The 15,586-nt window shown below is 63.2% G+C and carries 10 protein-coding genes and 1 pseudogene; 8 read left to right on the top strand and 3 right to left on the bottom strand.

Features of this window, described 5'->3' with window-relative positions:
- The first annotated feature begins 160 nt into the window (after nucleotides 1-160).
- Nucleotides 161-991 carry an AraC family transcriptional regulator gene (locus tag MUN76_RS05970; RefSeq protein WP_244688030.1) on the top strand — a complete coding sequence of 277 codons (831 nt, stop codon included), beginning with the start codon at nucleotides 161-163 and terminating at the stop codon, nucleotides 989-991.
- A 206-nt stretch (nucleotides 992-1,197) separates the two neighbouring features.
- Here MUN76_RS05970 and MUN76_RS05965 read toward each other — a convergent pair whose 3' ends face one another.
- On the bottom strand, nucleotides 1,198-1,668 hold the full coding sequence (locus MUN76_RS05965) for a hypothetical protein (protein WP_244688823.1): 471 nt from the start codon (nucleotides 1,666-1,668) through the stop codon (nucleotides 1,198-1,200).
- Nucleotides 1,669-1,747: 79 nt separating this feature from the next.
- Nucleotides 1,748-2,122: pseudogene (locus MUN76_RS05960) on the bottom strand (DNA cytosine methyltransferase); the annotation flags it as partial.
- Nucleotides 2,123-2,385: 263 nt separating this feature from the next.
- Between MUN76_RS05960 and MUN76_RS05955 the strand changes: the two are divergent.
- On the top strand, nucleotides 2,386-3,228 hold the full coding sequence (locus MUN76_RS05955; RefSeq protein ID WP_244688028.1) for an AbiJ-NTD4 domain-containing protein: 843 nt from the start codon (nucleotides 2,386-2,388) through the stop codon (nucleotides 3,226-3,228).
- Nucleotides 3,229-3,249: 21 nt separating this feature from the next.
- On the opposite strand, the gene MUN76_RS05950 is transcribed toward MUN76_RS05955, so the two are convergent.
- Entirely contained in the window at nucleotides 3,250-4,422 is a 1,173-nt protein-coding gene (locus tag MUN76_RS05950) for a restriction endonuclease (RefSeq protein WP_244688027.1), read from the bottom strand.
- Between the two features lie 63 nt (nucleotides 4,423-4,485).
- Between MUN76_RS05950 and mobF the strand changes: the two genes are divergently transcribed.
- The 6 genes from mobF to MUN76_RS05920 all read left to right on the top strand — a co-directional run bounded on the left by mobF (nucleotide 4,486) and on the right by MUN76_RS05920 (nucleotide 15,414).
- Complete coding sequence (gene mobF / locus MUN76_RS05945) at nucleotides 4,486-8,034, top strand: MobF family relaxase (RefSeq protein WP_488167809.1); 3,549 nt, start codon at nucleotides 4,486-4,488, stop codon at nucleotides 8,032-8,034.
- A gap of 152 nt (nucleotides 8,035-8,186) precedes the next feature.
- Nucleotides 8,187-8,537 (top strand): hypothetical protein, encoded by a 351-nt coding sequence (locus tag MUN76_RS05940; protein ID WP_244688023.1) that lies wholly within the window; start codon nucleotides 8,187-8,189, stop codon nucleotides 8,535-8,537.
- 266 nt (nucleotides 8,538-8,803) lie between these two features.
- Nucleotides 8,804-10,627, top strand: a complete 1,824-nt coding sequence (locus MUN76_RS05935) for a DNA cytosine methyltransferase (protein ID WP_244688021.1) — start codon at nucleotides 8,804-8,806, stop codon at nucleotides 10,625-10,627.
- Nucleotides 10,624-12,891 carry a sensor histidine kinase gene (locus tag MUN76_RS05930; protein WP_244688019.1) on the top strand — a complete coding sequence of 756 codons (2,268 nt, stop codon included), beginning with the start codon at nucleotides 10,624-10,626 and terminating at the stop codon, nucleotides 12,889-12,891. Before MUN76_RS05935 ends, MUN76_RS05930 begins: the two co-directional genes overlap by 4 nt.
- The gene (locus tag MUN76_RS05925; RefSeq protein WP_244688017.1) at nucleotides 12,891-13,976 is read left to right on the top strand and encodes a DNA-binding transcriptional response regulator; all 1,086 of its coding nucleotides are present in this window, start codon (nucleotides 12,891-12,893) and stop codon (nucleotides 13,974-13,976) included. The genes MUN76_RS05930 and MUN76_RS05925 overlap by 1 nt, the downstream gene beginning before the upstream one ends.
- A 496-nt stretch (nucleotides 13,977-14,472) precedes the next feature.
- Complete coding sequence (locus tag MUN76_RS05920) at nucleotides 14,473-15,414, top strand: tyrosine-type recombinase/integrase (protein ID WP_244688015.1); 942 nt, start codon at nucleotides 14,473-14,475, stop codon at nucleotides 15,412-15,414.
- The last annotated feature ends 172 nt before the right edge of the window (nucleotides 15,415-15,586 follow it).

The raw sequence follows: 15,586 nt of genomic DNA, 5'->3' as shown, positions 1-15,586 counted from the left end.
CCACGACCCCAGCCAGTCGCGACAGGACGAGAACGGTCTCGCTCTGACGCGTGGCGGGGACCTCCCCAGGCCTTTCCTCCCGCACCCCGGCATCCCACAGCCTGGGGTGCGGGGCGTGCCGCTCACGGTGGTCACTACGATGACGGATGCGCCCGCACTGATGAGGGACTCGCGGATCGTGTACAAGTTCGTCAGGGCCGGGACCGCACGCTTCGCGTCCCCGGCCGGCGACCTCGCGCTCGCTGCCGGGGATGTGCTCGCGATCGACGCCGGAGTGAGCTACCAGATCGCCCCAGACCCCGGCTACGAAGTGACCCGGGTCGGGTTCGACCGCCGATACATCATCGATCAGCTCTACTGGCTGTACACTGGCCTGCTCCCGGATCGTGCCGCAGCAAAGCGCATGCTCGACGCCATCTACCGCGCCCCGATCCACGAGACCCGCCTCGACCAGCCGGTCCTCGACCGGGTGTGCGACATCCTCGACCGCCTCGACGACGCACTCTCACAGCCCCTAGGCCTGGAGCATCATGCGCAGGCGATGAGCCTGTCCTGGAGTCTCATCACCGAACTCGGGAACCTCCACGCTACCCCACCCGCAGACCCCGGCATCGCCACCCACACGAGTGTCCTCGACCTCGGGGCACGTCGTTCCGGGCCGAGAACCGAAGCCCGCGCTGTCGCGGAACTCCTCACCACCGAGCCCGGCACCCCCTGGACGACCGCGGAACTTGCCGCCCGCGTCCACTTGTCCCCGTCGCAGTTGCGGCGCGTGTTCACTGCCACCTATGGGATGCCGCCAGCCACCTACCTCGCGCGCGCCCGCGCACACCGCATGGCCGCCCTCCTCACCGAACACCCCGACCTCACCATCAGTGAAGCCGCACTGCATGCCGGATGGCACAGCCGCACCCACGCCACCGCCGCCTTCACCCGCCACCACGGAGTCACCCCCACCCAGTACCGTGCTCGCACCCGCGACGATGCATAGGCTCTACCGTGCCGCAGATTCCGAGAACACTCCGGTGAGAACAGTCAGAGCGGCGACGGCTTGGAGGGGCAGCACCCCGTTGCCGAGCGCGGTGAGCTGTTGGTTCGCCGTCAACCCAGTACCTGGGTCTGTCACCCATCCCGGCGGGAGCCCCATGACCCATTCCACGAACCTCGCCGAAGGGCGTAGCCCCTCACTGGCCCGGTTCAGCGCGGGAGCTGGGGCTGTCTTGCCGGTGATGTGCTCCCATCTCGCGATGGCGGCGGCGTATCTTCCCCATGCTCGAAGATGCTCTCGATCAGGGGCCATAGCATCCCCGATTCGCCCGTGCGCGGATTCGAGGTATCGGGCCCGTTCAGCGTGAGATCGATGACCTGGTGGGAGAGCGCGATCGTTCCCCGCCTGGCCCGCACCTGCTCGAGCGTTTCCCCGCCGCGGGACGAGTCCGACCCCAGCGGCGTCCGGAGTAGCGGCACGGGCGACGACGAACACGCGGAATCTGGGATGCGGCGCGCCGACAGCGGAAGCGGGTAGGCCGAGCCATGCCGTGTCGTACCCGAGGTCGGCCAGGTCTCCGAGAACGGCGCCAAGCGCCCGGAGAGGTCGAACTGGGTTGTCTCCCACACCCCACAGGCCGGGTTCCAGATCGCGAAGGGTTGCATCGGCAGGGGTTGCATGGTCGTCTCCTTCAGGGGTTGCAGCAGGCGGGGTTGCGTTAGCCGGGTTCGGGACAGCGCGGATTGCGGGGGCGGAGAGCAGGCCGCGCACGTTCTCGATCACGACCCATCCGGGACGGAGTCGATCGACTGCTTCTGCCATGTGCGACCAGAGCCCGGAACGCGTGCCCGGCGCGAGGCCCGCCATCTTCCCGACCGTCGACACGTCCTGGCACGGAAACCCGCCACAGAGCACGTCCACCGGCTCGACCGCGCCCCAGTCGACCGCAGTGATGTCGCCAAGGTTCGGGGCATCGGGCCAGTGCCGTACGAAGACCTCCTGCACTGGACTTATCTCCGAGAACCACACTGTGCGCGCTTGGAAGACGTGCTCGACGGCGAGATCGAGACCCCCGTATCCAGAGAACAACGATCCGGCACGCAGACCGGCCGACGGTACTGGGTGTTCAGGCATCGGGGCTCCCGGTGATCGGCGTACCCGGCCTCGCGCGTTTCACGCCGCCGGATGGTCACCTCACAGGTGCACCCGACATCCACCTCCCGCCCCGCCCTCCGCGCAGACCCGACACCACTTCGACCCACGTCGACAGGCTGTCGCCACCCTCGTCGTCCGCCCCCGCTCCGAGCTACCACGCGTCTTGCAGATGAGGTTTGACGGGGTCGGGCAGTGCTTCGAGAGAATGGACACTAGGCGGCTGGACCAGAGCAAGGAGCACGATGTCGTTCGCAGATCGATTTGGGTACACGCGACCTGAGCCGCAACGCACCCAGGTCGAACGAGATAGCGACGCAGTGCGTCTCGTGCTGTGGAATGCAGTCAGCCGTGACGGGAAGAGTCCGCTTGCCGCATATCGAAAGCTCTGTGAATACTCCCAGCAGTTGCCTGATGCGAGTATCTGGAGCGACTCCTACGCCGATGAGTCCGCGCGGCTTCTCCTCGATCAGATGACCTGGCTCGACGTCTATGAGGCGTTGGAAGCCGAGGCTTCGACGATGAAGGGGCCGTCGCGCGCGGAACTGCAGAAGTCGGTGAACAGGGCCTTGTCGCGGAGCGGAATCGCCTATGAGATGCGTGGTGGCCGGTTCGAGTTCTACGAACCTGTCGCGAATGAGTTCGAGACTCGGCACGACGAGGACGAAGCAGTTGCGTCGTTGACCGATGAGTTCGAACCCGTGCGCAAGCAGTACCTGAGTGCGCTGCGTAACCTGCGCAGCATGCCCGCGAACCTCGAAAGCGCTGTGGCTGACGCGCTCAACGCGCTGGAGGCGGTTGCGAAGATTATCGAGGGGAAGGCCCACGCAACCCTAGGAGATGTTGCACGCAACCTGTTTCCGGACAGTCCTGGCTACCACGTTCCGCTTCGTCTCGCGATCGAGAAGCTCTACGCCTACTCGAACCAGCTTCCGGGGGCCCGCCATGGGCGCTACGCGGAGCCAGATGTCGCACACGCCGAAACGGTCATGGTTGTGCGAACGGCCGGCGCGATCATCACTTTCCTCATCACTCTGCATAGAGGTGAAGCAGTAGCCGAGAACGCTGGAGCTGACTTCGAGTTCTAGGTGCGGCTGGACCGACGAATTCTAGGAACGAAGTCGGTATGAGGCGACTAGGTCCGGGCGCTGAGAGAGTTGCGTCTCCAAACGGCTGTCCGGCCACAGCTCGATCAGCGGCAGCTTGCCGTCAGAGTTGTGTTTCTCGACAATCGCAACCGCATCGGTGGTGAAACGGCCGCTCGTCGCAATCACCAATGCCCGAACGATCGGTGGCTCCCAGAGTGCCAGTGCCGCCAGTGTGTTCGTGACGTCCGCCGGAGCCACCGACTTCGACGTCCAGTGCTTCGCTTGAATGATGACCCGCTCGGTCCGCGTCGTTCCGCCATCGTCCTTGATCACTCGCTCAGCAGACAGATCGCGCCCGCGATCGGGCGCGCGCGTCTTCATCAGCCACTCGACATTCTGGTAGCTGGGAAAGCCGCGCAAGAGGTCGAACAATAAGCGTTCAAACCCGTCGTCATCGAGGACAGACCAGTCGAGGCCGATGCTTGCGCCACCTGTCGGTCGTGCTGAAGCCGCGACGCCGAGGTCGATCGCAGGCACGGGCAGCGGGTCGAGTTCCGAGAGGCTTGCAGCCTCGATATCGGCGCGAACTGATGGCCAATCCATCTCCGCGATGTCGTGCCAGTCGTGACCTTGTCCGAAATGGAGATGACGGTGCAGATCTCCCCAGCGCCCCTTTCGTTCGGTCGTGTCTCCGAGCAGCCGTTCGATCTCGCTGATCGAGTCGGCCACCACGGTCGTTCGGGGATCATCAACACGATCCGATGAGTCGGGCGCGATCGACTCGATGATCTGAGTGAGCGTGGTATTGATCGTGGAAGTGAGCTCGTTCAGACGGTCGTGGATTGCACGCCGTCGGGCTTGCCCAAGCCGGAAACGGTATTCATCGAGCTGATGACCTGGCAGTTCGAGCTGATTCATCAGGTCGAAGGCCGGCTCGCTGATCTCGAAAAGCTCAATGAATGACTGTCCGGCTTCGTCGATATCGGGCAGCTCTTCGGTTACCGTTACGCCGTCGATGGGCGGGAGGCCCGGGAGGAGCGGACTCCAAGCTCGGCGGAGGTCTTCATATTCGCGGCTCGTGCCGCGCTGCGGGTGGGTAGGGATCATTGGCTGCGCACGATCCCAGATTGCCTGAAGCTTGGCCAGGTTCGCAGCGGCGCGATCCATCACCTGGAGCAGCTCGTCAAGATTCATCCCTCCAGTCTCTCATCAGCCCTACTTCGCGCCCGGGAACACCTACTTGATGTGACAGTTTCGATGCGGGTGATGAGCGCCAGAGACGGCTACAAGTACCTCCTGCGCTCCGTCGTCTCCGGCGACGGCGACCGCTCCCTATCCTCCCCGCTCACGCGCTACTACGCCGAAGTCGGGAATCCGCCCGGCCGGTGGCTCGGCGCCGGGATAGCTCAGCTCGCCGACGGGCAGATCGCGACCGGCGATGAAGTGTCGGAGGAGCAACTGCAGCTGCTCATCGGCATGGGCTGCGATCCCGTGACCGGTGACCCGCTCGGGCGTGCCTACCCGATCTACTCGACACCGGCAGAGCGCATCGAAGCCCGCGTCGCAGCCCTCGACCCCGAGCTCGGACCCGCATCCCACGCGGAGGCCGTCGCGCAGATCGAGGAAGAGGAACGCAATCGCGGCACGAGGAAGGCCGTCGCGGGGTACGACTACACGTTCTCGTTACCCAAGTCGGCGTCGGTGCTGTGGGCGGTCGCCGATGCGGGCACGCAGGCACTTATCGCGGACGCGCATCATGCGGCGATTGCGGAGGTGATCGAGTTCATGGAACGCGAGGTCGCCGCCACCCGTGTCGGCTCTACCGGCACCGATGGTGGCGCGGTCGCCCAGGTCGATACCTTCGGGATCGCGGCGACCGCCTACGACCACTACGACTCCCGTGCGAACGACCCGCATTTGCACACGCACGTGGTGGTGTCGAACAAGGTGCGGACGGTGCTCGATGGGAAGTGGCGGTCGCTCGACGGGCGACCCATGCACGCTGCCACGGTGGCGCTTTCCGAACTGCATGAGGCGATCATCGCCGACCACCTCACCCGTCTCCTCGGAGTTGAGTGGGAGGCACGGGAACGCGGCCGTGATCGCAACCCGACGTGGGCGATCTCCACGGTCCCGGACGAACTTGTGCTCGAGTTCTCGACCCGCGCGCACCAGATCGACGCCGCAAAGGATCGTCTCATCGCCGGCTACATCGCGAAGCACGGCCGTCAGCCATCGTCGGCAACGGCCATCAAGCTCCGCGCGCAGGCCACGCTCGAAACCCGCCCTGAGAAGCGGGTTCGTTCGCTCGCCGATCTCACGGCCGAATGGCGCAAGCGCGCGTCCAAGAAGTTGGGGCGTGATGCCGGTGAGTGGGCGCGTGAAGCGATCCTTGCCGGTGAAGTGCGGGTGCTCCGGGCGGATGACGTGCTGCTTGACCTGATCGAAGCGATCGCGCACTCCGTGGTTGAAGCTGTCGGCGCGAAGCGGTCGACCTGGCACAGGTGGAACCTCACTGCGGAGGCGGCGAGGCAGACGATGGAGTACCGGTTCGCGTCGGCTCGGGAGCGGGAGGTGGTGACCGGCCTAGTCGTCGATGCCGCCGAGCGCGCCTCGCTGCGTCTGACCCCGCCCGAGCTCGCCTCGACCCCGGCACGGTTTCAGCGCGTCGAGGGCACGAGTGCGTTCCGGCCCCGCCATTCGGCCCTGTTCTCCTCGACCGAACTTTTGGAAGCCGAAGCGCGGCTCCTGGAACGCTCACGCACGATGACCGCCCCGACGCTGCCGCTCGCGGTGATCGAGCAGGTGACGAGTCACCCGGATCGGGAAGGGCGGATGTTCGGCCCCGATCAGACCGACGCGCTCACCCGGATTGCCCTGTCGGGCCGGATGCTCGATCTCCTGGTCGGGCCCGCCGGTACCGGGAAGACCACCGCGATGAACGCGCTCCGGCGTGCATGGGAACAACAGCACGGCAAGGGGTCTGTGGTGGGGCTCGCGCCGTCGGTGGTTGCTGCGGAAGTCCTCGCCGATGACCTCGGCATTCAGACGGAGAACACCGCGAGATGGTGGACGTTGCACCTGTTGGGTCGTGCGAGGTTCCGGGCGGGGCAGTTGGTCATCATCGATGAAGCGAGCCTCGCCGGGACACTCTCACTCGACCGCATCACGCGCCACGCTGCGGAGCAGGGCGCGAAAGTCCTGCTGGTCGGTGACTACTCGCAGCTCCAAGCTGTCGAAGCGGCCGGCGCCTTCGGGCTTCTCGCTGGAGATCGCGACGAGACCCCGGAGCTCCTCACGATCCACCGATTCACGAAGGAGTGGGAGAAGATCGCCTCGCTCGGGCTCCGCCTCGGCCACACCGATGTCATCGACACCTACCAAGACGCAGGCCGCGTCATGGGCGGCGACACCGACGACATGACCGCGCGGGCGTATGAGGCGTGGCGGGCAGACCGCGAGGCGGGGATCGCGTCGATCCTTGTCACCGACGCCGCAGAGTCCATGGCTGCGCTGAACCTCCGCGCGCGCACCGAACTCATCCTCGCTGGGGTCGTGCAGCCGCTCCGCGGTGAAGTTGCGCTCGATGGCGGTGCGACCGCTGCGGTCGGGGATGTCGTCATCACGCGGGACAACCGTCGGGATCTCCGGTCTCGCACGGCGTGGGTGCAGAACGGAAACCGGTGGATCATCACGAAGGTGCGACGCGACGGCTCCGTGACGATCCGGCCCGCTACTCAGGATCGTCGGGGGTCGATCGTGCTGCCCGCCGACTACGTAGCCGAGCACCTCGACCTCGGCTACGCCGTCACCGCCTACCGCGCCCAAGGCGTCACCGTCGATACCTCGCACGTGCTGGTCGACCCGTCGATGACGCGGGAGAATCTGTACGTTGCGATGACCCGCGGCCGCGACGGGAACTACGCCTATGTCGCCGTCGACGCCCCTGACGATGCGCACCTGAACCCGCACGAAGTCGAGGACGCGGAGGAGGATGCGCGGCGGGTGCTGTTCGGGGTGCTGAACCATTCGGGTGCGGAATTGTCAGTGCACGAGACGATCGATCGGGAGCAGGAGAAGTGGGGATCGATCCGTCAACTCGCCGCCGAGTACGAGACCATCGCCACCGAAGCCCAACACGACCGCTGGGCCACCCTCATTCGAGCCTCCGGCCTCACCCAAGCACAGGCGGATGCCGTACTCGACTCCGATGCCTTCGGTGCCCTCGCCGCCGAACTCCGCCGCGCGGAGGCGAACCACCACGACGTCGACCAGCTCTTCCCGCGCCTCGTGAAAGCCCGCGCCTTTGATGATGCCGACGACCTCGCTTCCGTCTTGCACTGGCGACTTGCGACCGCGACCGGACACCCCGCCAGCGGAGGGCGCACGGCGCAAGTGCCGAGGCTGATCGCGGGACTGATCCCTGTCGCAGGCGGCATCACCGAGCCGGATATGCGGCAGGCGCTCGCGGAACGGCACCAGCTCATTGAACAACGCGCCGCCATCCTCGCTGATCAAGCCGCTGCGGACGATGCGCCGTGGCTGCGAGCGCTCGGCACCCAGCCTGACGATCCGCGCAAGCAGGGCGCCTGGGTGCGGTATGCGCGCACGGTCGGCGCATACCGCGACAGGTACGGCATCACGAGCGACGACGCCCTCGGTTCCGAGCCTGAGGGCGTCGTGCAGAAGATCGACCATGCCCGTGCCGCACAATCGATCCAACGCGCACGAGCACTCACCACTCAGCGGGCACGCCCGAAGGCAGCACCGAACGCACTCACTAGGCGGGGCGCGCGGTCGCTGTAGGTGACCCGAGGGTTCCGCTTCTCGGAGGCTCGGCGTACATTGGAAGCACAGCGGCAGAAACCTGCATGACATATTTCGCCTCCGGGCCGGGCCCTCGGGCCACATCCATTAGCGCCGCTACTCATCGCAGTGCGCTAATGAGAGGAATCATCATGTTGGGCTTCATCGTCTCGGGAGTTGCGCGCGTGGTTGCCGCGCTGAACCGTTATCTTCCCAGCCTCCGGCTCATTCAGCGAGTCGTCCACCGTCGTGACAGCCACAAGTGGGGCGTTCCCGCGATGCTCCTCGCGGTGCCCTACTTCCTGCTCGCGAACGGCTTCAAAAGCATTCTCGAGGAAGGAGGGCACTCCTTGCTCAGCGTGCCGCTCTTGTGGTGCCTCGTCATGGGAATCGCGTTCGTTGCGCTCGGACCGATTGGGCTATTCCTGCTCGCAAAATGTCGTGTTCAGGAAGTGCGAGCACGCCGGAAGCTGAGTCGAGTGGGCGCTGAGCGTCGCCGTTGAGGCAATGCATTCCCCGCAGGGCAGGGGCGTTTCCGAAGCTTCTCGATCGAACGGATCGGTAGGAGTTGGCGGCCTCGGCGCCCAGGTGAGATTGAACTGCACAGAAACGGGGACAACAGCATGCTGACCAGGGAATTTCCTGTTAGGTCTCAGGGGGCCAGTAGAGTGTTCTTGGGGTCGTGTCGACTCGGCGCGTCGTGCACCCTCGCGGCGTCGGTCGTGTTCTCCTGGAGGTGAACGCCAAAGTCTGGAAGGAGTGCTGACGCGTGGTGAAGTATGCAGTGAAGCTCGAGCGCTCAGCGCCGCTCACCCTTCCCCGACATCCAGGCGCTCCGGAAGACGGAAAGTTCACCGAATGGTGCGTGGCCGAGAAGGAAGCAGGCCGCCCTCTTGCGGTCGATCTGTTCTCCGGAGCGGGAGGTCTCGGTGCAGGCGTGGAAGCCGCCGGCTGGACTGTGGTTGCTGCCGTCGACCACGACAAGGCGGCTCTAGAGACCCACCGGGCAAACTTCCGAGGACAAGCCCTCGACGTCGACATGTCGGATCAGGCTCAGGTCCAAGCGTTGATCGAGAAGCTGCGGCCTCTCGGAATTGACCTCGTCGCGGGCGGACCTCCCTGCCAACCATTCAGCAGGGCTGGGCGGGCGAAGATCCGGAGCCTCATCGAAGAGGGTACCCGTGATGCAGTCGATGCACGCAAGGAGTTGTGGCGCTCCTTCATTGACGTTGTAACTGCCCTGCAGCCTCGCGCCGTGCTCATGGAGAACGTTCCTGACATGGCCATCGGCGACGATCTCATCGTGATCAGAGAGATCGCGGAGATTCTTGAGCAAGCCGGTTACATCGTTGACTACCGGCTGCTCGACGCTTGGCGTCACGGCGTGCCACAGCACCGCAAACGGTTTATCCTTCAAGCCCGACGCGACGGTGCTGTTCCTGCTTGGCCGTCGCTCAGCGACGCCGGTCCGACCGTTCGCGACGCCATCGAGGATCTTCCATCCTTGAACGATACAACTGGAGCACGGGAACTTCCCTATTCCGGCGAGCCGACGAGTGAGCTCGCTAAGCGTTTGCGCCCCTCGGATGGTTCCGTCGTTATCCACGACCACATGACCCGTCCCGTACGCGCTGATGACAGGGAAGCCTTCGCGCTCATGACATCGACCACGCTGTACTCCGACCTTCCGGAACGTCTCAAGCGTTACCGCTCCGACACTTTCAATGACAAGTACAAGCGGCTCCCATGGGATGACTTGAGCAGGACCATCACAGCTCACATTGCTAAAGACGGCTATTGGTACATCCACCCAGGCGAGCACCGGACGTTGACAGTCAGGGAAGCCGCTCGCATCCAGACTTTCCCTGACAATTTCCGATTTGCTGGGACGAGGAGCGACGCGTTCCGGCAGATCGGAAATGCAGTTCCTCCGATCCTTGGGCATGCTGTTGCGGAGATGATTCTCCCACTTGACGTCCCACAGGCGGACGTCGCTTTGCTACCCGCAATGCGCGATCGGCTCACAGCCTGGGCGAAGGAGCAGCGCGAATCCACATGGTGGCTCTATCCAGGACCTGAGATGACCGCTGCTTCCGCAGTGGTTGTCGCGTTGCTCGATATCCATCGCCTCCCGAAGGAGGCAGCTGCTTCGATGATCGATCCCCTCAGAGGGATTCAGGATCTTTCGCTCGCGTCGCTTCAGCACATCGACGTCCAAGCGTTGAGCAAGACCAGGAAGCAGGCGCTTCGCGAGCTACGCGAGATGTTGCGTGGACCAAGAGTCGTGGATTGGACGCCTCTGGCGGCTGCCTCACTGGGAACAGCACAGCGCAAGCTCTTCGCCCTTCTAAGAGGAGGCAACGAACTGATTGTCAACGAGCGGGTGAAGAACGTCGTCACGATGCTCATGGACCTGCCTGAAGCCCAGACAGGCCTCCACACTGATATCAAGGTCGCTCTCGCGCAGCTCGTTTCCGGTGGTCCCGAAGCCACACTGAGAATGAGCGCTCTTCGTGTCATCACGGTGTCGGAGGCGCGCGCGCTTATCAAAGCCACCTCGAGCACGAATGTCAGCGCAAAGGCGGCCTCATGAACGACGAATCTTCACTACCTGCTCAGGATGTCCCGAGCGGAAAGGGCGCGCTAAGGCCTCGGGCGCGTCTACTCCGCACGCTCGGCAATGACCTCATCAGCAGCGACAAGGTTGCTCTCATTGAACTCGTCAAGAACTCCTACGACGCCGACGCCACCACGGTCCTAGTTCGATTCCAAGGCCCGCTGGAGAAGGGACAGGGCCGAATTGAGGTCTGGGACGATGGGCACGGGATGGATGTGCCCACGCTCCAGCGATCATGGCTCGACATCGCAACCGACACGAAACGACGGAAGCCGAAGAGCGATGGCGGTCGTCGAGTTCTCGGCGAAAAGGGTATCGGGCGCTTGGCCGCTGCGAGGCTCGGCGACGAACTTCTGCTTGTTACCCGGAAAGCAGACGCCCGAGAGATAAACCTCCTCATCGACTGGTCGCAATTCGATCAAGAGGACGCATATCTTGACGAGATCGAGGTGGCCTGGGAGATCAGCGACCCTGATGTCTTTTCGGAGGAGGGCCAAGCGGCTTCCGTGTTCTCGGACTCTGGCAGCGAGGCATGGAGGCTTGGGCATGGGACAATTCTCCGAATTGAGAAGCTGACTCACACTTGGGTGGCGGATGACTTCATTGAGCTCCGCACAGCATTGACCCGGCTGATCCGTCCACGCCCTGCCGAACAGGCCGAGACAGCCGACTCTGCCAAGGCGGATGATTCGGATGGAGGCACAACTCAACCTGATTTCCAGATCCTCGTTGAACTTGAAGACGTACCCGAGGCGCTGCAGGGCTTCGCTGGCCCGATCGATCCCTCCGCCGACCTGAGGACACCGCATTATCAACTGAGAGGGTCGGTCGACTCCAACGGTGTCGCAACCCTTCGCTACGTGCAGCAGGAACCACCGCTTGAGGAGGACCTTGGGACGAAGACGCTCTGGAACAATGACAAGCGAGCCCCGCTAGCAGGGCCATTCGAGTTTGAGATCAACGTCTGGGACCGAGACAAGGACGCGATTCAACGAACGCTGATAGCTTCGAGCTCAGACGGTTCACCCCCTACCTCAAAGGACCACAAAGGATTCCGGGAGACCCTCGACGACGTCGCAGGTGTCAGCATCTACCGAGACGGATTCCGTGTCCTGCCCTTTGGCGAGAGCGGCGATGACTGGCTTGGCCTCGACCTCAGACGAGTCCAAAGCCCGACCCTCCGGCTGTCGAACAACCAGATCGTTGGCCACGTGTTCATCGGCGCTGATGACAACCAGGGCCTTAAGGATCAATCCAACCGCGAAGGCTTCCTCGCGGGCACGGCATATTCCGATCTCCAAACGCTTGTTCGGGCTGCGCTCAATGAACTGGAGAGCCGTCGGTATAAAGCGCGCCATCCGGATAAGCCGCAGCCCGAAAAGAAGGGCGGCCTCTTCGAGCGGTTCGACCTGAGCGAGATCCGCAGCGCACTTGCAACGAACTATCCCGGGGATTCCCGCTTGATCGGCCTCATCGATGACAAGAACCGCGACATTCAGGAAGGCGTCGCTGAGGTGCAGCAAGTTCTGTCCCGCTACTCGCGTCTTGCGACGCTTGGTTCGCTCGTTGATCGCATCCTCCACGATGGGCGAACTGTCGTTACACGCCTGAAGAACATCTCGCGTTTCGGTAAACGTGATCTGGGAAAAACTACTCTGTCGTCCGACGAGAAGATCGCTATTGCGCAGAATTCGATGGAGGAGACCGCAGATCAAGCGGAGATGTTGTCGTCGATTTTCAACCAGATCGAGCCCTTCGGCGGACGTAAGAGGGGACGTCCGAAGGAAGTGCGGACTCGCGATCTGATCCAGAAGGCAATATCGATCATGCAGGTTGAGGCGGACGATCGTGGTGTCAACCTTGCGGCGGGGGACGCAGACATCTCTACCCGGCTTGATGAGGCGGAAGTGCTGCTCGTGCTCGTCAACCTGATTCAGAATGCGATCTTCTGGGTCTCCACGCAGCCACGTGACGCAGAGCGCGCGGTCGTTGTGGATGCGCGCAGCAACTCCGATTCATCACTGACCCTGATCGTCAGTGACTCCGGGCCCGGGGTGGTCGATGATCTTCGTGACCGCATCTTCGATCCTTACTTCTCGACCAAGCCTGATGGCGTCGGCCTTGGCTTGAGCATCGCAGGCAACATGGTTGAGGACATTTACGGCGGCGAGCTCACACTCGTCCAAGAAGGTCCTCTCGATGGAGCAACGTTCGAGGCCACATTCAGGAGGCGCGTCTGATGACCAGAAAGACATGGCGGGTCCTCATCATCGACGACAACGCTCAGATGGCGGCCGATGCCCAGCGCGAGATCATCGATGGGTTCGAAGAGAACCCAGATATCGATGTAGATGTTTCGGTCCAGACAGACTTCGACCAGGGCTTCAGCATCGTCAGGGACGGTGGAAGCGATGTGGTCGTCCTCGATGTTCGACGAGATGCTTCGAACTCGATGCCAGCCGATGAGACTGTCGGACACGAGGTGTTCCACGAGATCAAGGAAGCACGTTTCGCTCCCGTGATCTTCTGGACCGCGCTTCCCGAGAACGTTCAGGACGAGGCGATGGCGCCGCTCGTCTCCGTAGTAGGTAAAGAAGACATCGATCAACTGCCAGCCACCATAGAGGCAGCGATCGCCAGTCGTACAGTCGACACGATCACCACCATCGAGGAGCATGTGACATCAGTGCTCACGAAGCACATGTGGACCGAGCTCGGCCCGAATTGGGCGGAGTACACGGATGGCGTAGACCCGGCAACGGTGGCTCAAGTGCTCATCAGTAGGCTTGCTCGTATCTTGGATGATGATCGAGAGCACGCATTCACCGCTCACCCAAGCCACCGCTACATCTACCCGCCCGCATCCGACATGCGGTCGCCCGGTGATGTGATTCGCGAACCTGGCGGTGATTGGTGGGTCGTCCTGACCCCCGCATGTGACTTTGAGCAGAAGAAGTGCGAGTTCGTCCTCTTGGCTCGCGCAGGACAGCTTGAGACTCACAAGAAGTACCTCGGCTGGACAGCGACGAAATCATCGGGAAAGTGGGCTGAACTCCGCAAGGATGTTCTAATGGCGACGCAGGGTCGTTTCCATTACCTCCCAGCGTTTCGAAACATCCCAGACCTCGTCATCGACCTTGAGAATGTGCGATCCGTCACGGCAGAGACACTGGAGGCGATGGAGGCGGTCGCCTCTCTCGTGAGCCCGTTCTCCGAAGCGCTTCTTGTTCAGCACAGTCACTTCCGAGGTCGAATCGGTGTGCCTGATCTTGACGCGGAACTCATCAAACAGCGGCTGGAGGCAGTGCCGCCGGTGAGCGCATAGTGCCAGTTTGGTCGTTCCCGGAAGACCAACCAGGGGCGCAACAGCCTGCGAGAGAACCCCGGTGCATGCTGTGCAAAACATCAAACTAGCGGGATGCATCTGACAGCCCATGCCGGGACGCAGGAGATGGCTCAACTCTCGGGGTGCATGCCGCGCCAGGACTGACCATCCCGGCAGGCTATTGGAATGTCCATAGTTGAGGCGCGACTGCGCCATCGAAGAAAAGATATGTTGAGTTCTGCCTCCGGAGCACTGCGTGGCTAGGCCGCGCACTCCGATCGGAACGTTCGGGAAGATCAGTCACCGCAAAATCAGCAAAGGGCAGTGTGAGGCGCGAGCCCGGTATCGGGACTGGGACGGGAAGCTCCGCGCGGTCCAATGCACCGGTGCAACTAAAGCCGCGGCTGAGATCGCGCTGAAACGCAAACTTGCTGAACGATCCCTCTTTCAGCCTGGCTTCATTGGGCTCAGTGCCGACAGCCGCTTCTCTGCGCTTGTGGACTACTGGCTCGAAGACATGGAAGTGGAAGATCGGCTCTCCCGCACCACGAGGCTGCTGCACGAACGCAACATGCGCACACTTGTCGTTCCTGCATTCGCTGAACTCACTCTCCGCGAAATCGGTGTCGCGCGCTGCGACTACTTCTTGAAGCAGCTCGCGAAGCAGAGCTACAACCGTGCCCGACAAGCGAGGGTGGTGCTCCGTCTCGCCCTCGGCCTCGCCGTCCGGCATGAGGCGATCCCGCGCAATCCGATGGATCACGTCTCGCGCCTGCGCCGGCCGGCCCGTAACCCAGATGCGTTCGAGGACTCCGAAGTCGCTCTCATCCGTGAGGCCGTGCGCGCGTGGGAAGAGCGGCCGATCGTCGCCGGACCGCGACCGGACGGGCAACTCGGTCAGATCGTTGAAGTGCTTCTCGGCACCTCGGCACGAATCGGGGAAGTGCTCGCGATCCGCATTCGCGACCTCGATTTGCGCAGCACGATCCCGACCGTGAAGATCGCCGGCACGATCATCAGCCTGAAGGGAGAACCGACCCATCGGCAGGATCATCCGAAGACCTCACGCTCGGTGCGGAAGATCGCGCTCCCGGCGTTCGCGGTAAAAGCAATCAAAGCAAGGCTGCGGAAGCGGCTCTCGATCGACCCTGAGGTCCTGCTGTTTTCCAACCGTAACGGTGGGGCCCTGACCACGAACAACGTCCGGCGCCGCCTGCGCGACGTGATGGAGCAGGCCGGGCTGACTGGCGTTACTCCGCACCGCTTCCGGCGCACCGGGGCGACCGCGATCAACGACGCCGGAGGGATCAATCTTGCCGCTGAACTCCTCGGGCACACTGATCCCCGGATCACGGCGCAGCACTACATCATGCGCGACGACCTCGTGAACCCGACCACTGCCCGAATGCTCGAAGAACCGTATGGAGGAACGGCATGACAGCGGCGGTCAGTCGGTCGGAGTGCAATGTAGACCGCTCCCGCTATCTGTGTGTGTTTCGTTCCGGTGTAGCCGGCGGAGAGCGCAAGCTGATGCGTGGGCAGCGCGGAGAATCGAACCGCGGATCGTGGCGAATGCGGCCGCCATAAACTCGCCACAAACTAGGTTTCGA

Origin of the sequence: Leucobacter rhizosphaerae (assembly GCF_022919175.1) — a bacterium.
GTDB lineage: Bacteria > Actinomycetota > Actinomycetes > Actinomycetales > Microbacteriaceae > Leucobacter > Leucobacter rhizosphaerae.
The sequence above is the reverse complement of the archived record's forward strand: the minus strand, read 5'-3'. Positions and strand labels throughout refer to the sequence as shown.

Coding starts and splice junctions, on each gene's coding strand:
- MUN76_RS05970 (WP_244688030.1), top strand. CDS start 161: ATGAGGGACTCGCGGATCGTGTACAAGTTCGTCAGGGCCGGGACCGCA.
- MUN76_RS05965 (WP_244688823.1), bottom strand. CDS start 1,668: ATGCAACCCCTGCCGATGCAACCCTTCGCGATCTGGAACCCGGCCTGT.
- MUN76_RS05955 (WP_244688028.1), top strand. CDS start 2,386: ATGTCGTTCGCAGATCGATTTGGGTACACGCGACCTGAGCCGCAACGC.
- MUN76_RS05950 (WP_244688027.1), bottom strand. CDS start 4,422: ATGAATCTTGACGAGCTGCTCCAGGTGATGGATCGCGCCGCTGCGAAC.
- mobF (WP_488167809.1), top strand. CDS start 4,486: ATGCGGGTGATGAGCGCCAGAGACGGCTACAAGTACCTCCTGCGCTCC.
- MUN76_RS05940 (WP_244688023.1), top strand. CDS start 8,187: ATGTTGGGCTTCATCGTCTCGGGAGTTGCGCGCGTGGTTGCCGCGCTG.
- MUN76_RS05930 (WP_244688019.1), top strand. CDS start 10,624: ATGAACGACGAATCTTCACTACCTGCTCAGGATGTCCCGAGCGGAAAG.
- MUN76_RS05925 (WP_244688017.1), top strand. CDS start 12,891: ATGACCAGAAAGACATGGCGGGTCCTCATCATCGACGACAACGCTCAG.